This is a genomic window from Paenibacillus sp. FSL L8-0340, from assembly GCF_038593145.1.
Taxonomy (GTDB): Bacteria; Bacillota; Bacilli; order Paenibacillales; family Paenibacillaceae; genus Paenibacillus_AQ.
Window position 1 is genome coordinate 806030 of record NZ_CP151967.1, and the last position, 18392, is coordinate 824421.

The following is an 18392-nucleotide window of genomic DNA, read 5'->3' on the forward strand; positions in this document are numbered from 1 at the left end:
AATGCCAACTGTTGATTCACGTATAGATATGTTGAAATACAGTTTGGAGCTAAAACTGGAAATGATTGAATCATTAGCATCAGGAATTAACGAAAAAAAGAAAACAAACTTTTATGATTTCGAAGCCACATTTTTAGAGAAAATAAATTATTTTATTAACAACTCTGACTTTTATAAAAAATATTATGAACTTGATGCAACTCAGATAGTAAAAATAGAAAATATAAAACAATTTCAAGAACTACCTTTACTTCCTCGAAAGAAACTTGAAGAATCCTACCCTTTAAAGGCATTGTCAGCTAAAGTTTCGGATTTAAGTCACTATTCGGAATCAGTTTCAGCAGATTGCCCTATTTCCTTTTTTTATTCCAGACACAGTTGGTTTCACGATCATATTACCGTTTCAAACGAATTACTGGGTAAAATTACACCCAAAGATATAGTCGTAGTGGCATCACCATATGAACTGTCTATTGCAGCCCAAGAGTTAGAGCGAGTATTTGAGATTTTAGGTGCTACGATAATTTCGTGTGGAATATTTAACGAAGTTTGTCCATGGGATAGGTTTTTTAACTTATTAGCTTCAGTGAAACCTAATGTACTGGTTTGTTCAGCTACTCATTCTTTTATAATAGCGGATGTTGCAACTAAAATGGGGTTTGATCTAAAAAGGGATTTCAATATAAATAAAGTTATTAACGTATCAGAAAATCTATGTAAAGCAAAACGGAATAGAGTTGCGAAGATATGGGATGCAACCATCTTTGATTTGTATTCAATTGATGGGCTTCCTCCATTGGGTGTTTCAGATGAAAATGGAGATATTTTATTGATGGATGAAAAGTTTTATTTTGAGATTATAGATATGTATTCCAATCAAGTGCTAGGTGAAAATCAAGCAGGAGAGCTTGTCATAACCTCTTTAGATAATGAGGCATTGCCTCTAATCAGATATAGAACTGGCGAATTAGCATCTTTATCTTATAAGAAAGATGAATTCGATAATAGTCGGACTGTTCTCAAACGTTATGGTAAATCGAGCAATAAGATCTCGGTCCATAATCAAACGCTCACCTATCAGGAAATTGAAAATATTTTGTTTAGCAGTGAGCTCCAAGACAAGTATTATGATGTTGAATATAACGAAAATAGCCTATCAATTTATATGGATATTATTAATCCAGAGCTGTTCGAAAGTAGTAAAGAGGATATATTATACCGATTCCCAAGCTCATTGAGAGATTGTGTGAAGCTAAAAGCTTATACACAAGAAGAGCGGGAATTAAAGTTAGCAAGTATGCAAAATATTAATTCTAATCAGAAGTCCTTTAATTTTCATAAAATTCATTAAAAGGAGCTTAAAGATGATTAAAGAAATTGTTTTAGAAACGTTTTTGCAGGAGTCAACCCCTATTTATTTAGGTAGTAAGATCTGGGATAGCGTTTTGCCCGAAAAAATGAATGAGTTAAAAACAGATAAGTATTTCTTAATAACAGATTTTAATATACTGAATATTTATGGCCAAACACTTTATGATTTTTTGAGTAAGAATTATCCAGTGGAATTAATTGTTTTGCCTGCAGGTGAAGTAAACAAAAATAATATGACCTGCAATTATTTAATTGAGGAGCTATTTGAAAGAAACATAACTAAAAGTTCAGTTTTGATTGCTTTTGGAGGAGGAGTAATAGGAAATATAGTTGGGTTAGCTGCTGCTTTAATTTTTAGAGGAATAAGATTTTTTCATATTCCTATTACTTTTATGTCACAAACGGATAGTATACTGAGCCGGAAACAAGCTATTAATTCTATGTCTGGGAAAAACATGATTGGATCTTATTACACACCACTTTTTAATTTTGTGGATACTTCCTTTCTGCTTAGTGAGCCTGAGAGACTTGTCAGGGGGGCTTTGGTAGAAACAATTAAGAATGGATTGATATTTAATAGAAATTTCTTTTATGAGATGAAAGAGAGAATAAATAAGGGGCTGGTCTTTAATGAAGAGAACTTATTTGATCTCGTTAAAATAAGTATCTTGTCAAAGTTACCAATTATTAAAAATGATCCATCCGAAAAGGCTCTTGGAATGATACTTGAATACGGCCATACCACAGGGCATGCGATAGAAAGATTATTAAAAGGAAAATACTCCCATGGAGAATGCGTATCTATAGGGATGATAATTGCTGCTCGTATTAGTAATAAATTAGGTCTTTTAAGTCATGATGAAGTAGAAGAGCATCTCGATATATTACAGGCACTGGGAACTCCAACGAAAGTTCCGGATGTGCTTAATGCTGAGACAATAATGAGACGTATGGAACTAGACAATAAAAAGGATATTCATGGTATTAGATTTGTTCTGCTAAATGAAATAGGCTCCTGCATTGAAGGACCGGAACAAAGTTATATGGTAGAGGTAAACCCGGAGATTCAGAAAGAAGCGATCAATGAATCCTTTTAATTTAGGAGGGCGCTCGGCTGATGATTACTAAAAATAGCATAGATCAACTTAAAAGGGAATCTGAATTAAAACTGGACTCCTTAAAAAATCTGGAGGATACACAAGGTTTATCTAAAGAACAAAAAAAATCGTATATTGAGCAGAAGCTGATTAAAGAAATTCATTATGCTGCTGAAAACTCGCATTTTTATTCTAAATTCTACAAAGATAACTTTATTGATATTCAATCTATTCAAAAGGAATCAGATCTGCAAAAATTACCATTCACAACAAAGGAACATTTACGGGAACAATATCCATTTGGATTGTTGGCTTCGAGTCTTGAAAAAGTTAGTCATTACGCGGAAAGCACCGGAACAACGGGTGTTCCGACCTCCGCATATTTTTCTCAGAAAGATTGGTTCCAAAATAATATTTATGTAGCCTACAGACTAATGGATTTATTCTCAGAGGACGATATCGCCATAATTTCAGCACCGTATGAATTATCTGTTCCAGCCCAGGATCTTGAGAAAACATTTGATTTGATAGGAATTACTCAAGTGGCATGTGGTGTACTTAATGAATTTTGTTCATGGGAAAAGACAGTAGATCTTATATATAAAGTTCAGCCTACAATTATGGTGGCTTCAGGAACTAGAGTGCTGCTGCTGTCAGAAGTTGCTCAAAAAATGGGATACTGTGCGAAAAAGGATTTTTCCGTTAAAAAGATTTTAAACATCGGAGAAACAGCGAATCAATCCAAAGCAAAGAAAATTAAAGAAATATGGGGAGCCGATGTTTTTAATGCTTATGGAATGACCGAAACCTGTTCTTTGGCAATTACTTGTCATCATGGAAACATGCATATTATGGATGATAGATATAATTACGAGGTTATTGATGTTCATAGCGGACATAACATAAAAGGTGAGGGCAAAGGAGAACTGGTTATAACTAGTTTGGAAAATGAGGTGATGCCCTTAATTAGATATAAAACAAATGACCAAGTGAGTATTAGCACTCAGCCCTGCGAATGTGGCAACACAGCGGATATTATGGAGCATTATGGGAGGATCGATGATGTAATTCGTATAGGTGAATGGCAGATTTCATATTTGAAATTAGAAGAGCTAATTATGAGTTGTGAGAGCCATAATAAGTTCTATCGTGTGGAATATGATAATAAGCAAATGAACATAACGGTTGATTTAAAAGAAAGCTATAGTGCCGATTTTATATCAGAAGAATTACAAAGTAACTTTCCTGAATCTGTTAGAGACAACATTATAATAAATATCTTCGATAAGGAAGAAAGGGAAGAATATATTGAATACTTGAAAAGAAGTTTAAAACCATTCTCGAAAATGTTTGTGAAGAAGTGAACGAGGTGATGAAATGGTTAATGTTGGAATGGTTCAGTTAAATATTAATACCTACAAACAAGAGGAATTCTTTAATAAATGTGAGATCTATATTGAGGAATGCTCACGGAATAATGTGCAATTAGTATGTTTTCCAGAGTGTTTTAATTATCAGCTTGAATTGGGAAGTTCGCTTAATAATCAATTCGATTCAGAAGATTCAAAGAAGTGCATTGATTTTATCCTTAAAATGGCAAGGGAATACAAATTATATATAGTCTGTGGCACTTTAATTTCAGAAAATAGTAAATTGTACAACACCGCTATTGTAGTATCTCCAGAAGGGGAATTACTCGGTATGCACAAAAAAATCAATCTTACTTTTTTCGAGAAGGAAATTATTACTGCCGGCGAAAATGTACATTGTTATGAGACACATGTTGGAAAAATCGGATTGTTGCTTGGTAATGATATTAATTCATTTACAATATGCCAAAAATTGTTGGATGAAAATGTAGAGGTTCTGATTTGTCTAGTTCAAATTCCATCAGAATTTTCGGACTCGTATTTATCGATAGTAAAAGCAAGGACAATTGATTTAGATTGTTTTATAGTTGTCGCTTCTGGTTGTGGGATAAAAGATAATACAAATTTAACTTTTAAAGGGATAAGCAATGTTTATAGTAATCCGCATCTATCCGGCAATAATAAATTATTTGAAATGGATCATGGAAAAGATGCCTTTTTTGAAGGAGTAGTTTATGGGAGTTATGATTTGGAGTCATTTAGAAATAAAAGAAATCAAGTGTATAGACCAAATAAAATAACGATAAGTTAGGAGAATATAATCCATGCAGAAAAATATGTTTTTTCTAAAAGAACAAGATCTCCCTACTCAATGGTTAAATATAAAATCTGTGCTACCAGACAAACTTCCTCCATTAAAGGAACCGAATGATGACAGAGGGTCAAGGCTGGATGTTATCAAGAAAATAAGAACAAAAGCTATGTTAGATCAGGATAGTACTGAAGAGAAGTGGGTCGACATTCCAGGTGAAGTATTAGATAAATATATACAAGTTGGCAGATCAACTCCGTTAATGAGAGCGGTAGAATTAGAGCAATATTTAGATACCCCAGCAAAAATATATATAAAAAGAGAAGATTTTTTACCTACACATAGTTTTAAATTGAACACGGCAATACCACAAGCATACTACGCAAAAAAAGAGAACGTAAAAGGATTAATAAGCGAGACCGGTGCAGGTCAGTGGGGGTTAGGTCTGTCATATGCATGTAACATGTTTAATATTGAAGCCATTGTGTTCTGGGTGAGAATTTCAATGGAGCAAAAACCATTCCGGAAATACTGGAGTGAAATGCTTGGGGGAAAAATATATCCTTCGCCTAGCAAGTTAACAAGTTCAGGGCGGATTTTGTTGGAAAAAGACCCTGATAGCTATGGTTCTTTAGGGACAGCAATTGGTGATGCAATTAGTTATACGTTGGAGAATGAAGAATACAAATATGCGTCAGGTAGTAATTTAAATCATGTATTACTGCACCAATCTATAATAGGGTTAGAAACCTATAGACAATTGGAGATAGCAGGGGATATGCCTGATACAGTTATTGCTTGCTGTGGCGGGGGCAGTAATCTCGGCGGAATTATGGCTCCATTCATACAGACAAAAGCGGAGAACCCTTCAAATATTAAACTTTTAGCTGTAGAATCGAATGCTTCTCCAAGATTAAGCAAGGGTGAATACAAATACGACTTTTCAGATCCATTAGGAATTACTCCACTAACTCTATCCTATACAATGGGAAATGATTTTATGCCCCCAGCCTCTCATGTAGGCGGATTACGTCAACATAATGGCTCCCCTATGGTAGGTATGCTCAGACATAAGGGAATACTTGATGCGGTTTCTTATGATCAAGAGGAGATCTTTGAAGCTGGAAGGTTATTTACCAAATTGTATGGCAGCATTCCCGCACCTGAAACTTGTCATGCTATTAAAGCAACGATCGACGAGGCACTTTCTGCAAAAGTAAATAATGAAAAAAAGACAATCTTAATGTGTTTTAGCGGGAATGGACTGCTTGACTTAAATGGGTACATTGAGAGTCCGGATAAAAAGCGGTGAGGGGTGATAATATGAATAACCTCTCTTTGGTGATAGAAACCAAACAACAGTTAAAGTGTATAAATAAACCAATTGATGATCATTTACTTCCAGATGAAGTGCTCATCAAAGTTCATTATGTGGCTCTTTGTGGATCAGATATTAAATTATATAAGGGTCAATATACAGCTCCGCATCGATATCCTATAATTTTAGGCCATGAATGGATAGGGGAAGTAGTTGCAACTGGCACAAGTGCAGAATCAAAATGGTGCGAAAAAGATATAGTTACAGGAGACTGCTCAATCTATTGTGGCAGCTGCGAGCAATGTAAAAAAAATAAAAATTTATGTGAAAGAGTTCAAAAGCGGGGAATTACAATAGATGGGGCAGGCTCTCAATATGTTAAGGTTTCATCGAAATATTTATATAAATGTCCTAAAACTGCTGTTACCCTGCCCTATGTTTTAACAGAACCATTGGCGGTGGCCGTTGAAGGAATTAAAAAAATAGGCAGTCAAAAATTATCTGAAGCCAAAGAAGTTCTTATTTTGGGCGCAGGTGGCATTGGTGCACTGAGTGCAATTGCATTAATTGATCAGGGAGTCTCCAATATTACAATCTCAGATGTGGAAGAAGTGAATATTCGTACTATTCAATCAATGGGACTGACAAATGCAACCCCTATTCATGCAGATATGACCAAGAATGTATCGGAGTATGTAAACCACTTTGATCTTATTATTGAAGCATCAGGTAACGAAAATGCTATAGTCTCTTCACTTCACTTATTGAGACCAGGGGGGACTTTGCTATGTCTTGGCCATCAGAATTCTATTCATATAGATTTTGGGATGGTTATAAAAAAGTCCTTAAATATTATTGGAAGTATTGGTGGAACAGGTGGATTTCAAGAAGCTATTAGAATAATTGAACGGAATGAGAAATGTATTACGAAGCTGATCACAAGAATGGTGCCGATAGATTCAGTACAGCATTTCTTTTCAAAGGAACTGGACTTGCAGAAGAATGTTAAAATTGTAATCGAAATGAACTGAGGAGAGGTAGAAATGACAATTCTTGAGTTGTTAAAGAGGGGCGTTGAGACAAAGAAAAATAATCTCGCACTAGTATACAGGGAGCAACATATAACCTATGGTCAACTTTATGAGTCCATTCAACAGACGATCCGGGAGTTCAAAAAATTAGGCCTTAGAAAAGGTGATAAGGTTGTTCTTCTTGTAAACAGTGACTACTCATTCGTGAATTACTTTTTTTCATTAACTTCTATAGGTTGTATAGTTATCCCATTAGATTTAAATATTAGAGAAGAATTGTATTCTATTATTCATGATTCCGAAGCAACGGCAATTGTCATATATGAAGCGCTAGTGGACGAAAGGGTCATTTCCAAGCTTAGTAGTTCCAAGCTTAGATATTTAATCAATGAAAATTATATTCATAGCAACTATAAAGACTATCAGATTTTAGGTAATTTATTATTGACTCCTGATGGTATAGGTGAATCTGAAGAAGTTGTATCGGATGATCTGTTATGTTTTATTTATACATCGGGAACAATTAAAGAACCTAAAGGCGTAATGTTAACACATCATAATTTATTATTTAACATACAAGAGCTCAGAGATGTAATAGATGTAGATGAAAAGGACGTTTTCTTTAATGTATTACCCTTCTTTCACTGCTATGGATTATGTACAAATTTATTATTACCATTATCCATAGGGGCAACAATTGTCCTGCATGAGAATAAAAACTTAAATGATATCGTTAGACATATTCAGAAATGGAATACTACTGTCTTTTCTTGTGTACCTACAATGCTCGAAAAAATAAAAAATATGATTAATCAAGATATGAAGCACATAAAGTTTATCTCTTCCGGTGCTCCATTGCCATATAGTGTTGTGAAATATTATTACGATAAAAATGATATTCAAATTATTAATGCATATGGTTCAAGTGAAACTAATACGATAGCAGTTAACAAAAACTGTTATTACAGTAAGCAACATTCAGTTGGTACGTTGTTACCTTCATTGCAAACGAAGATTGTAGATGAGGATGGAAATGAATTGGCCTATGGTCAAGAAGGCGAAATATTACTGAAAACACCTAAATTAATGAGGGGCTACTATAATTTAACGAAAGAGACTGAAGAAGTATTAAGAGACAACTGGTTTTACACTGGTGATATCGGTTATGTCTTGGAAAGTAGAGAATTATTTATCACCGGCAGAAAAAAAGAAATGTTTTGTGTGGCAGGGAAAAAAGTATTTAAGCACGATGTTGAGGAAATTTTAATGCAGAGTGGATACTTCAAAGATGTATTAGTAGAGGCGGAAAGCAATGTTTCAAGGGGAGACTTAATAATCGCTAAAGTTGTACTTAACGATGAAACAACAATAAATGAGGAACAAATATTAAGGTATTGCCGCAGTAAAATGTCAGCACATAAAGTACCTAAAAAAATTATTATATGTGAACATCTCATCAAAAAAAAGACCTGGAAAATGATGGTTTGAGAAATGGAGTGATGTTTCTGGCATGGAAGAAAATATAACACTCAATTTAATGGAACAAGATGAAATTTTGAAATTGATTCCTCATAGAAGTCCGTTCTTGTTTGTAGATAAAATAGTTGGTTTTACTCAAGAGCAAATTGTATGTGAGAAATTGTTCAGAGGTGATGAACAGTTCTTTATTGGGCACTTTCCTGGTAATCCAATTGTTCCCGGCGTCATTTTAATAGAAACCTTGGCTCAAGCAGCTGCAGTTTTAAATGCGATTCGATGGAACAAAAGCCAAGAGGGATATTTGATGAAGGTAAATCATTTTACATTTAGAAAATTTGTTTTGCCAGATCAGTTACTTCGGATACAAGTAAAGCATGTAAGAAAAATTAGCAAAAGTGATGTTTTTAATGGTGAGATATATCGTAACGAACAATTAGTGGCAGAGGGAAGTATTACTGTTGTAATGAAGGAGGATTAGAAATGGGAAGAGCCGTTGTATCTGGTTTAGGTGTAGTATCTGCTCTTGGGAATGATGCCGATACTTTTTTTTCACGCCTGGCTCAAGGAGTTTCAGGAGTTACAGAGAAATCCATTTCCATTTTAGGAGAAACAAAAACTATCTTGTGCGCAGCAACAGATTCAAATCCTTTAGAGGAGCCTCTTAAAGCATTCAAGCTTGCTGAAAGCGTACTTCAGGATGCACTCAAAATGAGTCATCTACTAGATTCTTACAAGAATGGTGAACGGGTAGGTTTGTTTATTGGTACTGCTACTGGAATTATACCTGTATTAGAAGGTGAAAGGGGATTAATATGTCATACTAATCGTTTGAAGGACAAATCTTTAAAACCATACAATGGCATCGCTGAATACTTAACTGGGAAACTACCCTTTAAACCTATGTTTGTAACTACTTTTACGTCTGCATGCGCATCTAGTACGATTGCCCTTATTGAAGCGGCTAAAATGATCAGGAAAGAAATGTTGGATTGTGTAATAGTGATTGGCACTGAGGCTTTATCCTCCTATGATTTTTTAGGATTCGAATCTTTGGGTATTATTTCCAAAACAAACATTAAACCTTTTGATGACGATCGGGATGGGATAGTTTTAGGGGAGGGTGCTGCGGCCATAATTATTGAGAATGAGGAGAGCGTAAAAAAAAGAAAGATACCTTATCTAGTAGAAATAGCTGGAGGTGGGATAAGTAATGATGCATATCGTTTGGCTACACCGGATCCAGAAGGAACAGGAGCAGCCAAGTGTATGAATGCCGCATTACAACAATCCAATTTGAGTTATGGAGCTATTGACTACATCAACGCGCACGGCACCGGGACAAAATTAAACGATCGGATGGAAACAAAGGCGATTAAACAAGTGTTTAAGGAAAATTCAAAAGAAATTCCAATAAGCTCTTCAAAGTCGATGCTTGGACATACAAGAGGAGCCTCTGGTGCATTAGAAGGGCTGATAAGTATTTTATCAATAGTTAATGAATTTATTCCCCCTACGATTAATTACAACACTCCTGATAAAGAGTGTGACCTTGATTATGTACCTAATATTGGTAGAGCAGCTCCAATTCAACATGTAATGTCAAACTCGTTTGGATTTGGAGGGCATAATAGTAGTGTTATTTTTTCAAAGGTTTAATATGAAGAAGTTGGGAGGATGAATAGGTTGCAGGACGAAAAAATAGTTGTCACAGGTGTCGCTGCAATTACTGCTTCGTACCCTAGTTTGGATGATCTTATAGATTTTTATTTAAATCGGATAGAGAAGAAATCGTTGAAAATATCGGAAGCTATTAATATTGATAATTTGAATATTGATGTTGGCAAATATATAAACAAATTCAAAATAAAAAAAATGAGTAATGCCTCTGTGTTATCCGTTATTGCTGCAGGTCAAGCCATTCATGACGCTAATGTTGAAAAGGAAGTTTTGGAAAATAGCGGTGTTGTATTTAACTCGCTTTTTTCAACTTTTGATAAAGCTATGGAATTTTACGATATGGCTTGTGAAACAAAGTGTGAGAAGGTAAATTCATCAAAGTTTGCAAATTCGACTAGTTGTGCTCCAACCGGTGAAATATCTGCGGAGTGGGGGATGAGAGGTTCAAGTATTATGCTTTCCGGAGATAAGGAATCATCTTTCAGCGCTATTCATCTTGGTTATAATAATTTGAAAGATTGTGAACAAACCCCCTTTTTTTTAGTTGGAGGTGTTGACGTTTATTTTAACAACAAAAGTTATTTCTATTCCAATGAACCCGGCACTGAAAAGAGGGAGGGTGTTGCTGCAATTTTATTAGAGAAAAGTACAAATGCATTTTTAAGAAGTGCAAAAGTATATGGGGAAATTCAGATTATAAATTCGATCCATATTAAGGATAAGATAAATAATGATGACTACTCATATGTAATCAGTAATGATTTCACTCTTAATGAGAAACTGGATACTAATAAATTTATGATGTTGGAGGATTATGAAGGAGCGACGGCAAGTATAGCTGTAGTTATAGCTTGCAAAATCGTTGAGTCAATTAAAGTGAAACGGACGGTAGTTCCAGATAAACCGCTACAAGTTCTAATTCATTTGAAAGAAGGAAATACATGTATTTTAGTTAAAGAGGAGGTAAGGTAATGGAGAAAACGGATGTTATTAGCAAATTAAAACAAATTATTGTGCGGACTCTTGATGTTGATGTGGAGGTGGATGATATAAAAGATGATTCTTTGTTATATGACGAACTGGGGATTGATTCGGTGGACTCATTGGATTTGATCGTCAATGTTGAAGAAGAATTCAAATTAGATCTATCAGAAGAAGGGAATGATTTTTTATATTCTATTGATACTTTTGCTGAAAAGATATTATCCGTTTTGAAACCGGAGTTGTAATGAATGAAGGAGTTAAACAGGAAGGTAATTGAAACCTTTGATAATAAGCCCGGTCAGCATTGTATAAGTACATCACTCAGGGATATTTTTCAATACAATGGTTTTAGTGTCTCAGAAGAAATGATATTTGGATTGGATGGCGGTTTAGGTTTTCATTTATGTGAAGACACCCATAAGTTGGGTTCGCTATTTGTAGGAGGTAAAAGCAATCTCTTTGAAGGTAATATCTGTAATAATCTAGGGATTAAGTTAATACAAAATGAACCTCAGGATGATATGTCTGCTTGGTTAGAGGTAAAAGAATTTATCGATAAGAATACCCCGGTTATGGTATTCGCAGATATGTATTATCTTGATTATTTTCAAAAGAAACAAAATCCCTTTGGTGGACATATGATTGTTATTATTGGGTACGATCTGGAAAAAGAAGAGGTATATGTATCTGAAAGGTTGGATGATCAGCTTATAGAAAAAGATCGGAATGAACTACTATCTATTAGTTTTTCTAATCTACAATTAGCACGTTCTTCAGAAAAAGATTATATAAACAAACCAAACAGAAGATGGTTTGTTTTAGAGTTTCCCCCGGAATTAAACATCAAGTTAGGTATAAAGAAATCTATTAAACAAAATGCCGAACGTTTTCTGAATTCGGAAGAAAATGGTATTAAAAATCTGCACTTATTTCCTTCGAAGCTTAGAATTTGTCTCGATAGAATCTTAGAGAGTAGCCTGTCGTATAAAGAGCTAATCTATGAAACTAAAAAGCAGTTACTGTTCATATATGCTTGTATAGAAAAGAATGGAACAGGTGGAGGACTATTCAGAAAAATGTACTCTGGGTTTCTAAGCGAAATTTATAAGAACTATTATACTGACCCACTCATATATAAAGCATATCATGATTTAGTTGTTGCATCTGAAAAGTGGTCTGAATTAGCTAGTAATATATATAAAGATGTGATGAACTTAAATATTAAAATTCAAAGGGATACGTTAGAAAGTAGAATTAGCTCAATTTGTGAAAGTGCAAATATTCACATACATGATATTGAGAACATCGAGAAGCGAGCTTTCCTCAGTTTAGCACAGTGGATAGGAGGAGATCAATGAAAACAAATCATTCACAATCAAGTTTAATGGAGGTCCTTGGGAATTATAAAACTATTAAAAGCTCCCATTGTATTACTAAATCTTTAGCAGAAATCATGCTGAATTGTTCAAAGCTTATTCCAGAAAAACTATGTAATGATGCTATGATGTTTGGTTTGGATAGCGGTTTGGATTTTGTATATAGAGTTCTCGGAAAAGACAAGTATCCTCCGGTTTTTATAGGGGGGAGATTTTGCAATTGGATAGACAACTTTGCTGACACAACTACAATTAGGATTAATAAAAAATCTACGAATAATAATGCTCAAGCCTGGCAATCACTGAAGAACTCTCTTGATTCAGGAATTCCTGTTATGTTAGAAGTCGATAAATACTGCCTTCAACATTGGAAACAGAAAGTGGGGTATGAAGATTATGGTGGACATTTTGTAGTGGCTGTCTCTTATGAGGAGAATTATGTTTATATTTCTGATGAATGTGGTAAAGAGGAGAAATTTCAGAAGATTCCTCTTGATGAGCTATCAGCAGCGAGAAATTCATCTTTATTCTGGAAGCAGCCTAATAATATATGGTATGAATTCGATTTCCAAAAAGAAATCCCTAGTATAGAAACTATGATTAAAACCAGCATAAAAAAGAATGTTGAAAGAATGTTGAATCCTCCTAGAATAGAAGCACAAACTGGAATAAACGCAATGAGACAGTGTGCAAAGGATTTGTTATCATGGGTGGATTGGTTTGATTTCTCCATATACGTTCATAAAGATAAGATTGAAGTTCCGGCATTAGACTACGAATTATTCAAGATCATGAAAATTATTCATGGCGGGAATATAGGTGGGGGAGGGAATTTTCGCTTCCTTTATGCAAACTTTCTAAAACAATCCGCTGATATTATTCAATCTGATCGGGTTAGAGAAGCTTCGTATGATTTTTCTTTGTCAGGAGAAAATTGGATAAAAATACATGATATGATTAATAGAAATGAAGTTAGACCTCTCTGTTATGAGTATAAGCAAGAGCTGCTTGAGTCCATTAGTCAAGTAATCTTGGAGATTGCAGATATTGAAGAGGGTGCGCTTTGGAAGTTAAATGAAAAAATCTAATTAGGAGGCTTTGCGATGAAGGAAAGAGTTATTGAAACAGTGGATGGTATACAGGAGATTGGTAGTGTTCAAAAGTATAATTTAATGCAGAGAGAAACCAGAGATCATGGGCATATAATGGAAAAAGTAGATCGGTTAGTTAAAAATGGTCTTGTTAGTGGGCATGCATTAGAAATCGGTCCGGGTCCAGGGTATTTCGGATTAGAATGGTTAAAGGTAACCGATAACTCGACGCTAAACGGAATTGAAATTAGTCAGCCGATGATTGCAATGGCTGAAGAAAATGCTGCTGAGTATGGATTGCAAAACAGAGTTAAGTATGTGCATGGAGATGCTAAGCAAATGGAATTTGAAGATGAAACTTTTGATTTAGTTATTTCATGTTTCTCTTTGCATGAATGGGAATATCCAGAGGCTATTATTAAAGAAGCAAGTAGAGTGTTGAAAAAAGGCGGCCATTTCTTTTCTCTGGATTGGAGAAGAGATGTTGATTTAAACGCTATTAGTTTTATACCTAACAGTGTAAAAGATGAAAAAATGCGGGAAGGTTTATTTCGCTCTATAGATGCAAGTTATCATGTTGATGAAATCAAACAGTTCTTCTCGATTGCAGATAATCAAATGAGATTAAAGGTGTATGAAGAATTAATTTATGGAATGTATGTAATTGCTCAAAAAGTATAATCTACCTGTCCAAAATATTAAGGAAGGGGATTTAATATCTATGAAATGGGATTTATTTATAGATAAGGGATGGATTCCTTTGACAGATGAGATTGAACAAACATGGGGCGATATCCTTAATAATCACACCTGCAACATGCAATGCCATATTGACGAAGTAATCAAAGACGTTTTGGGGAAGGTTACTGAAGATATAGCAGGGTTATGGTCAGATGTCAATCACCTCGCTTTTTATATTGGTGATTATTCAGAGAATAGTCAGGTTTATGAATTTGCTTCTTGTCTGAAGAAAAAGAAGGATAAAGGAGAAATTGTTGATTTTGATTATGGAGCCTCTCATTTAGCAGTTAAATATCACGGAACACAGGGTTGGTGGTTTTCAGCTAATGTTGATAATAACATAAAGCTTGAGTTGTTTACTTTTTTAAGATTCGGTGATTGGGCTGAAATCAATCTAAATATGAAAAGCAAACATATTTCACATTTTGCAATCAATGTTTCTAGTAAAGCAAACTTAGATGAAATAATAAACAAATGTAAAGATCCGAATATTGAAATTATTAGTTATGTTATTGATGATGAAATAGGCCATACTTATGCGCACTTTAGAAACATAAATTCAAGTGAATTAATAGAGTTCGTATTTGAACAATAAAAGGAAAAAATATGAATAAGGGGAAAAGTATGGAGATTCGTAAGAAAATTGGTGTTTTGGGTGTAGGGAGGATGGGAAAGTGTATTGTTCAAGCTTTACCCCGATGTGAAAAATTAATTTTAGTCGATAAAATTGTTACCCCGCAGTTACAAACTATAGCTGCAGAAAAAGCAGCTCTTCTTTCTAATGACATTAAGCAATTAGATGAAGTGAATATTCTGATTATTGCCATACCATACAGTGAATTTTCCTATATAAAAGAAGATTTGTTGATGATCTCAAATAATAAACAAATCATAAATATTGCTACTTTGCTGAGAAGGCAAGAGCTAGAGTCGGTATTTCAATTTAATGAAATCTTGAATATCAAAATTATCGGTGAATCAACAGAGATCGAAAATGGAAATAAGGCATTATTAGTTGTTCAGGATATTAATTTAAGTGATGAGCAGAAATTCAATATTGAATGGCTGTTTAAAGATTTCGGTGACATTATATATTCAGAGAATGATTTTGTTTCAGAGATTAATAGTTTCGTAGCAGAGCAAACAATTAAAATGATTCTTCATGTTGAAAAGAAACTTAGCTCTGAAGACATAGAGCCCAAGATAGTGGAAAAGGCAGTCAAGAATGTTATGAAGGGAACATGTGCTACATATCCATGGGCGGCGGATGATGATTTTATCAACCAAATCAAAGCCAGACTACCAAAATGATTTGAACATTAATGAGGTTTTATAGATGAAAATAGTCACCTGTAGCGAGCTATATATGCTCATACAGGTGACTATTAATTTGTGGTATTATCAGCCAAAGATCTTTATTATCCTAAGATATTTGTCTTTTTCTTTATAGGAAAACAAATTTCCGTTAATAAGTTGGCAGCTTCGTTAGCCTCTTCAGGGGAGATATGATAAATATTAAAAGGGGAGCCGTTCAGTTCATAATCATTATCTAATATCCATCGGGCGACTGTTTCATTCACTTCACTAAGTTTGTTATAATTTCCTTCATAGATAAATGAAGCCACGGTTTGCTCCTTTTCTATTTTAATATTTGCTTCTTGCAGATTTTCATAATCCCCTGAAATGCATTTTTGGACTTCAATATCAATCCTTTGATTTTGAACATCCTCTTCGTAAAAAACTGTTATATTAAAATGCGGATAGCTTAGTCGTACATTCTGGCCATGAACGATCCTGGATAGTTTTTTCCATAGCAGAGTTTCATCCTGATACTGCTTGATCTGTGCACGTAAATAAATGACCCGTCGTTGTGGTATTTTCTTTGCCGTTACTGTATATTTTGATGACTCTTTCTGAGCGTTTAGGTGTTTAATCATGGAGTTTATCAACAATATTTTATCTTGCTTCTCATTTATTTCCTCCTGCAATTGTGCCGCTTGCATATTCAAAAACTTCATCAGATGAATATCCTCATCATATTCATATAAAATCTTTTTTATTAGATGCAGACTGAGTCCCATGGTTTTCAACATGTTTATTTTGTTAGCTACTGCTAGCTGATGTTCATAATAATACCGGTAACCCGTACTTTCATCAATAAAGCCTGGAGGAAGTAAATCAATGTCAGCATAATGCCTAAGCATCTTAGTGCTTAACTGCGAAAGAATGGAAAAGTCACTAATTCTAAGCACCGAAATCCTCCCTAACATTATCTAATTTCTGGTTTTCAATAAATGTAAAGCGAGCAGAAATGCCGAAACGCCCAAGATCAGAAATAGTAAGAAAGTACCTAATATAGAGTTCCAGTTGATAGAGTTTTGTAAAATAAGATCCCTTATACTATTTATAACATATGTGAAAGGATTTAACGATACCGGGATTTTGAAAGCGGCCGGGATATATTCATAAGACATCAATGAAGTACTCACAAAAAAGATGGGAAGGGTGAATGTATTAACAATGGCTAAAAAGGAATTTTCCGTTTTGAAAATCATACTAAGAGCATAGGAGAGGCTTGCTACAAAAAAAACGCAAAAGAAAATTAAACAAAGAATGAGTAGGCACCCGAGTATTCCGGTTGCTATTTTGACTGACAGGAAAAAAGAAAAAATAAGGAGTATAAAAACTTCGACAAAAGTTAAAATAGCTGCATCAAAAATATGTCCTAATACAATAGAGCTTCTTTTCACAGGAGAGATGAATATCCGATAGAAAATCCCTTCGGATTTCCAGGAGTAATTTGAAATTCCGCTCATACCGGATGATGTAAGTGTTACGAGAATCAGAATTCCAGGAAGCGTATAAGCCGTATAATTATCTCCAACATACGTTTCCGATTGGAATATCGTCGTAAATAATAGCAGCCAAATTAACGGCTGTATGAGTGTCATAATTATAGTTTCCATATTTTTGAATCGCCATTTTACATTTCTTAAGACAATGCTGAAGGTTCTCATTTTAATTCCTCCCTGTATAATCATTCAAAAGCTCATTTCTTATGGGCTTACTAGTGAATTTCAGGAAAATATCGGACAATGAAGGATTTTGAATTTCTATGGCACAAAAACCAATGTTATTCTCGGTTAATAATAAATTCGTTTTAGCAAAGCCTTCAGAACTGTCATCTACAGAAATATATAATGTCTTTTCCTCGACTCTTATATGTTTGAAAAAATTCTGAGCATTCAAACGTTCTACAATAGCAGCAATGTTTTCAACGGTATTAAGTTCAACTCTAATAACAGGCTCGCTGAAATATTGTCTAAGTTCTTCCATGCTGCCTTGAATTAGAGGTTGACCATCTTTCATGATGCAAATTGTGTTGCTTAATAATTGAGCTTCTTCCAAATAATGGGTTGTCAAAAATATAGTCGTGTTAAACTTCTCTTGAATTGTCTTAATCATTTGCCACAAAATCTGTCTTGATTCTATATCCAAGCCAACGGTCGGCTCATCTAAAAATAAAACTTTTGGATGGGATATCATACTCATTGCAATATCGAGCCGTCTTGCTACCCCTCCTGAATATTCGGATACATTGAAATCACAATATTCTGTTAGGTTGAAGGCTTGTATTAGTTCTTCACTGCGAGCGTGGATGGCGGTAGAATCCAGACCGAACAGTCTGCCTTGAAATTCTAAATTCTCCTTAAGTGACATGTGTTTGTCTATGGATGTATGTTGAGCGACACAGGAGATGCAGTTTCGGATGTTTTGGCTTTCATTCTTTAAATTATGGCCCATAATTGTAATTTCACCGGAAGTTGGTAAGATGAAAGTGGTAAGGATGTTAATCAATGTAGATTTTCCCGCCCCGTTTTGGCCAAGCAGAGAAAAAATTTCTCCTTGAGAGACAGTTAAGTTGAAATTGCTTAAAGCCTTTTTTCCATTTTTAAATATCTTACTCAGTTCCTTTACTATAATGGCTTCCAATTATTCCACTCCCTTACTGGTTATGTAAAGCGATCATAAACTATCCTATAATA

General features: G+C 34.5%; 19 protein-coding genes. 16 read left to right on the forward strand and 3 right to left on the reverse strand.

From position 1 onward, the window contains the following. Position 1: 1 nt before the first annotated feature. The 16 genes from NST07_RS03680 to NST07_RS03755 are packed head-to-tail and all read left to right on the forward strand — an operon-like array spanning position 2 to position 15657. The gene (locus tag NST07_RS03680; RefSeq protein ID WP_342481076.1) at positions 2-1351 is read left to right on the forward strand and encodes a hypothetical protein; all 1350 of its coding nucleotides are present in this window, start codon (positions 2-4) and stop codon (positions 1349-1351) included. A gap of 13 nt (positions 1352-1364) precedes the next feature. After that, positions 1365-2468, forward strand: a complete 1104-nt coding sequence (locus NST07_RS03685; protein WP_342481077.1) for a 2-deoxy-scyllo-inosose synthase — start codon at positions 1365-1367, stop codon at positions 2466-2468. Between the two features lie 20 nt (positions 2469-2488). Continuing rightward, positions 2489-3832, forward strand: coding sequence for an AMP-binding protein (locus NST07_RS03690; RefSeq protein WP_342481078.1), 1344 nt, complete (start codon positions 2489-2491; stop codon positions 3830-3832). 13 nt (positions 3833-3845) lie between these two features. After that, positions 3846-4649, forward strand: coding sequence for a carbon-nitrogen hydrolase family protein (locus tag NST07_RS03695; protein ID WP_342481079.1), 804 nt, complete (start codon positions 3846-3848; stop codon positions 4647-4649). A gap of 13 nt (positions 4650-4662) precedes the next feature. Then, positions 4663-5961: a TrpB-like pyridoxal phosphate-dependent enzyme gene (locus NST07_RS03700; protein ID WP_342481080.1), complete on the forward strand. Its 1299-nt coding sequence runs from the start codon at positions 4663-4665 to the stop codon at positions 5959-5961. 11 nt (positions 5962-5972) lie between these two features. Continuing rightward, the gene (locus tag NST07_RS03705; RefSeq protein ID WP_342481081.1) at positions 5973-6998 is read left to right on the forward strand and encodes an alcohol dehydrogenase catalytic domain-containing protein; all 1026 of its coding nucleotides are present in this window, start codon (positions 5973-5975) and stop codon (positions 6996-6998) included. Positions 6999-7010: 12 nt separating this feature from the next. Continuing rightward, positions 7011-8486, forward strand: a complete 1476-nt coding sequence (locus tag NST07_RS03710; protein WP_342481082.1) for an AMP-binding protein — start codon at positions 7011-7013, stop codon at positions 8484-8486. A gap of 22 nt (positions 8487-8508) precedes the next feature. Further along, a complete protein-coding gene (locus tag NST07_RS03715) occupies positions 8509-8955 on the forward strand; it encodes a 3-hydroxyacyl-ACP dehydratase FabZ family protein (RefSeq protein WP_342481083.1) in 447 nt (148 codons plus the stop codon). A gap of 2 nt (positions 8956-8957) precedes the next feature. Next, positions 8958-10133: a beta-ketoacyl-[acyl-carrier-protein] synthase family protein gene (locus NST07_RS03720; RefSeq protein ID WP_342481084.1), complete on the forward strand. Its 1176-nt coding sequence runs from the start codon at positions 8958-8960 to the stop codon at positions 10131-10133. Between the two features lie 27 nt (positions 10134-10160). Continuing rightward, complete coding sequence (locus NST07_RS03725) at positions 10161-11126, forward strand: beta-ketoacyl synthase N-terminal-like domain-containing protein (protein ID WP_342481085.1); 966 nt, start codon at positions 10161-10163, stop codon at positions 11124-11126. Then, positions 11126-11383, forward strand: coding sequence for an acyl carrier protein (locus NST07_RS03730; protein WP_342481086.1), 258 nt, complete (start codon positions 11126-11128; stop codon positions 11381-11383). The genes NST07_RS03725 and NST07_RS03730 overlap by 1 nt, the downstream gene beginning before the upstream one ends. 3 nt (positions 11384-11386) lie before the next feature. Beyond that, a complete protein-coding gene (locus tag NST07_RS03735; RefSeq protein WP_342481087.1) occupies positions 11387-12496 on the forward strand; it encodes a BtrH N-terminal domain-containing protein in 1110 nt (369 codons plus the stop codon). Further along, positions 12493-13602, forward strand: a complete 1110-nt coding sequence (locus NST07_RS03740; RefSeq protein WP_342481088.1) for a DUF4872 domain-containing protein — start codon at positions 12493-12495, stop codon at positions 13600-13602. The genes NST07_RS03735 and NST07_RS03740 overlap by 4 nt, the downstream gene beginning before the upstream one ends. A 15-nt stretch (positions 13603-13617) precedes the next feature. Then, positions 13618-14286: a methyltransferase domain-containing protein gene (locus NST07_RS03745; RefSeq protein ID WP_342481089.1), complete on the forward strand. Its 669-nt coding sequence runs from the start codon at positions 13618-13620 to the stop codon at positions 14284-14286. Positions 14287-14326: 40 nt separating this feature from the next. After that, positions 14327-14941 carry a hypothetical protein gene (locus tag NST07_RS03750; protein WP_342481090.1) on the forward strand — a complete coding sequence of 205 codons (615 nt, stop codon included), beginning with the start codon at positions 14327-14329 and terminating at the stop codon, positions 14939-14941. Positions 14942-14970: 29 nt separating this feature from the next. Beyond that, positions 14971-15657, forward strand: coding sequence for a hypothetical protein (locus tag NST07_RS03755; RefSeq protein WP_342481091.1), 687 nt, complete (start codon positions 14971-14973; stop codon positions 15655-15657). A gap of 107 nt (positions 15658-15764) precedes the next feature. On the opposite strand, the gene NST07_RS03760 is transcribed toward NST07_RS03755, so the two are convergent. The 3 genes from NST07_RS03760 to NST07_RS03770 are packed head-to-tail and all read right to left on the reverse strand — an operon-like array spanning position 15765 to position 18339. Further along, positions 15765-16598, reverse strand: coding sequence for a MerR family transcriptional regulator (locus tag NST07_RS03760; protein ID WP_342481092.1), 834 nt, complete (start codon positions 16596-16598; stop codon positions 15765-15767). A 21-nt stretch (positions 16599-16619) separates the two neighbouring features. After that, a complete protein-coding gene (locus NST07_RS03765; RefSeq protein WP_342481093.1) occupies positions 16620-17363 on the reverse strand; it encodes an ABC transporter permease in 744 nt (247 codons plus the stop codon). A gap of 1 nt (position 17364) precedes the next feature. Beyond that, positions 17365-18339 (reverse strand): ABC transporter ATP-binding protein, encoded by a 975-nt coding sequence (locus tag NST07_RS03770; RefSeq protein WP_342481094.1) that lies wholly within the window; start codon positions 18337-18339, stop codon positions 17365-17367. Positions 18340-18392: the final 53 nt, after the last annotated feature.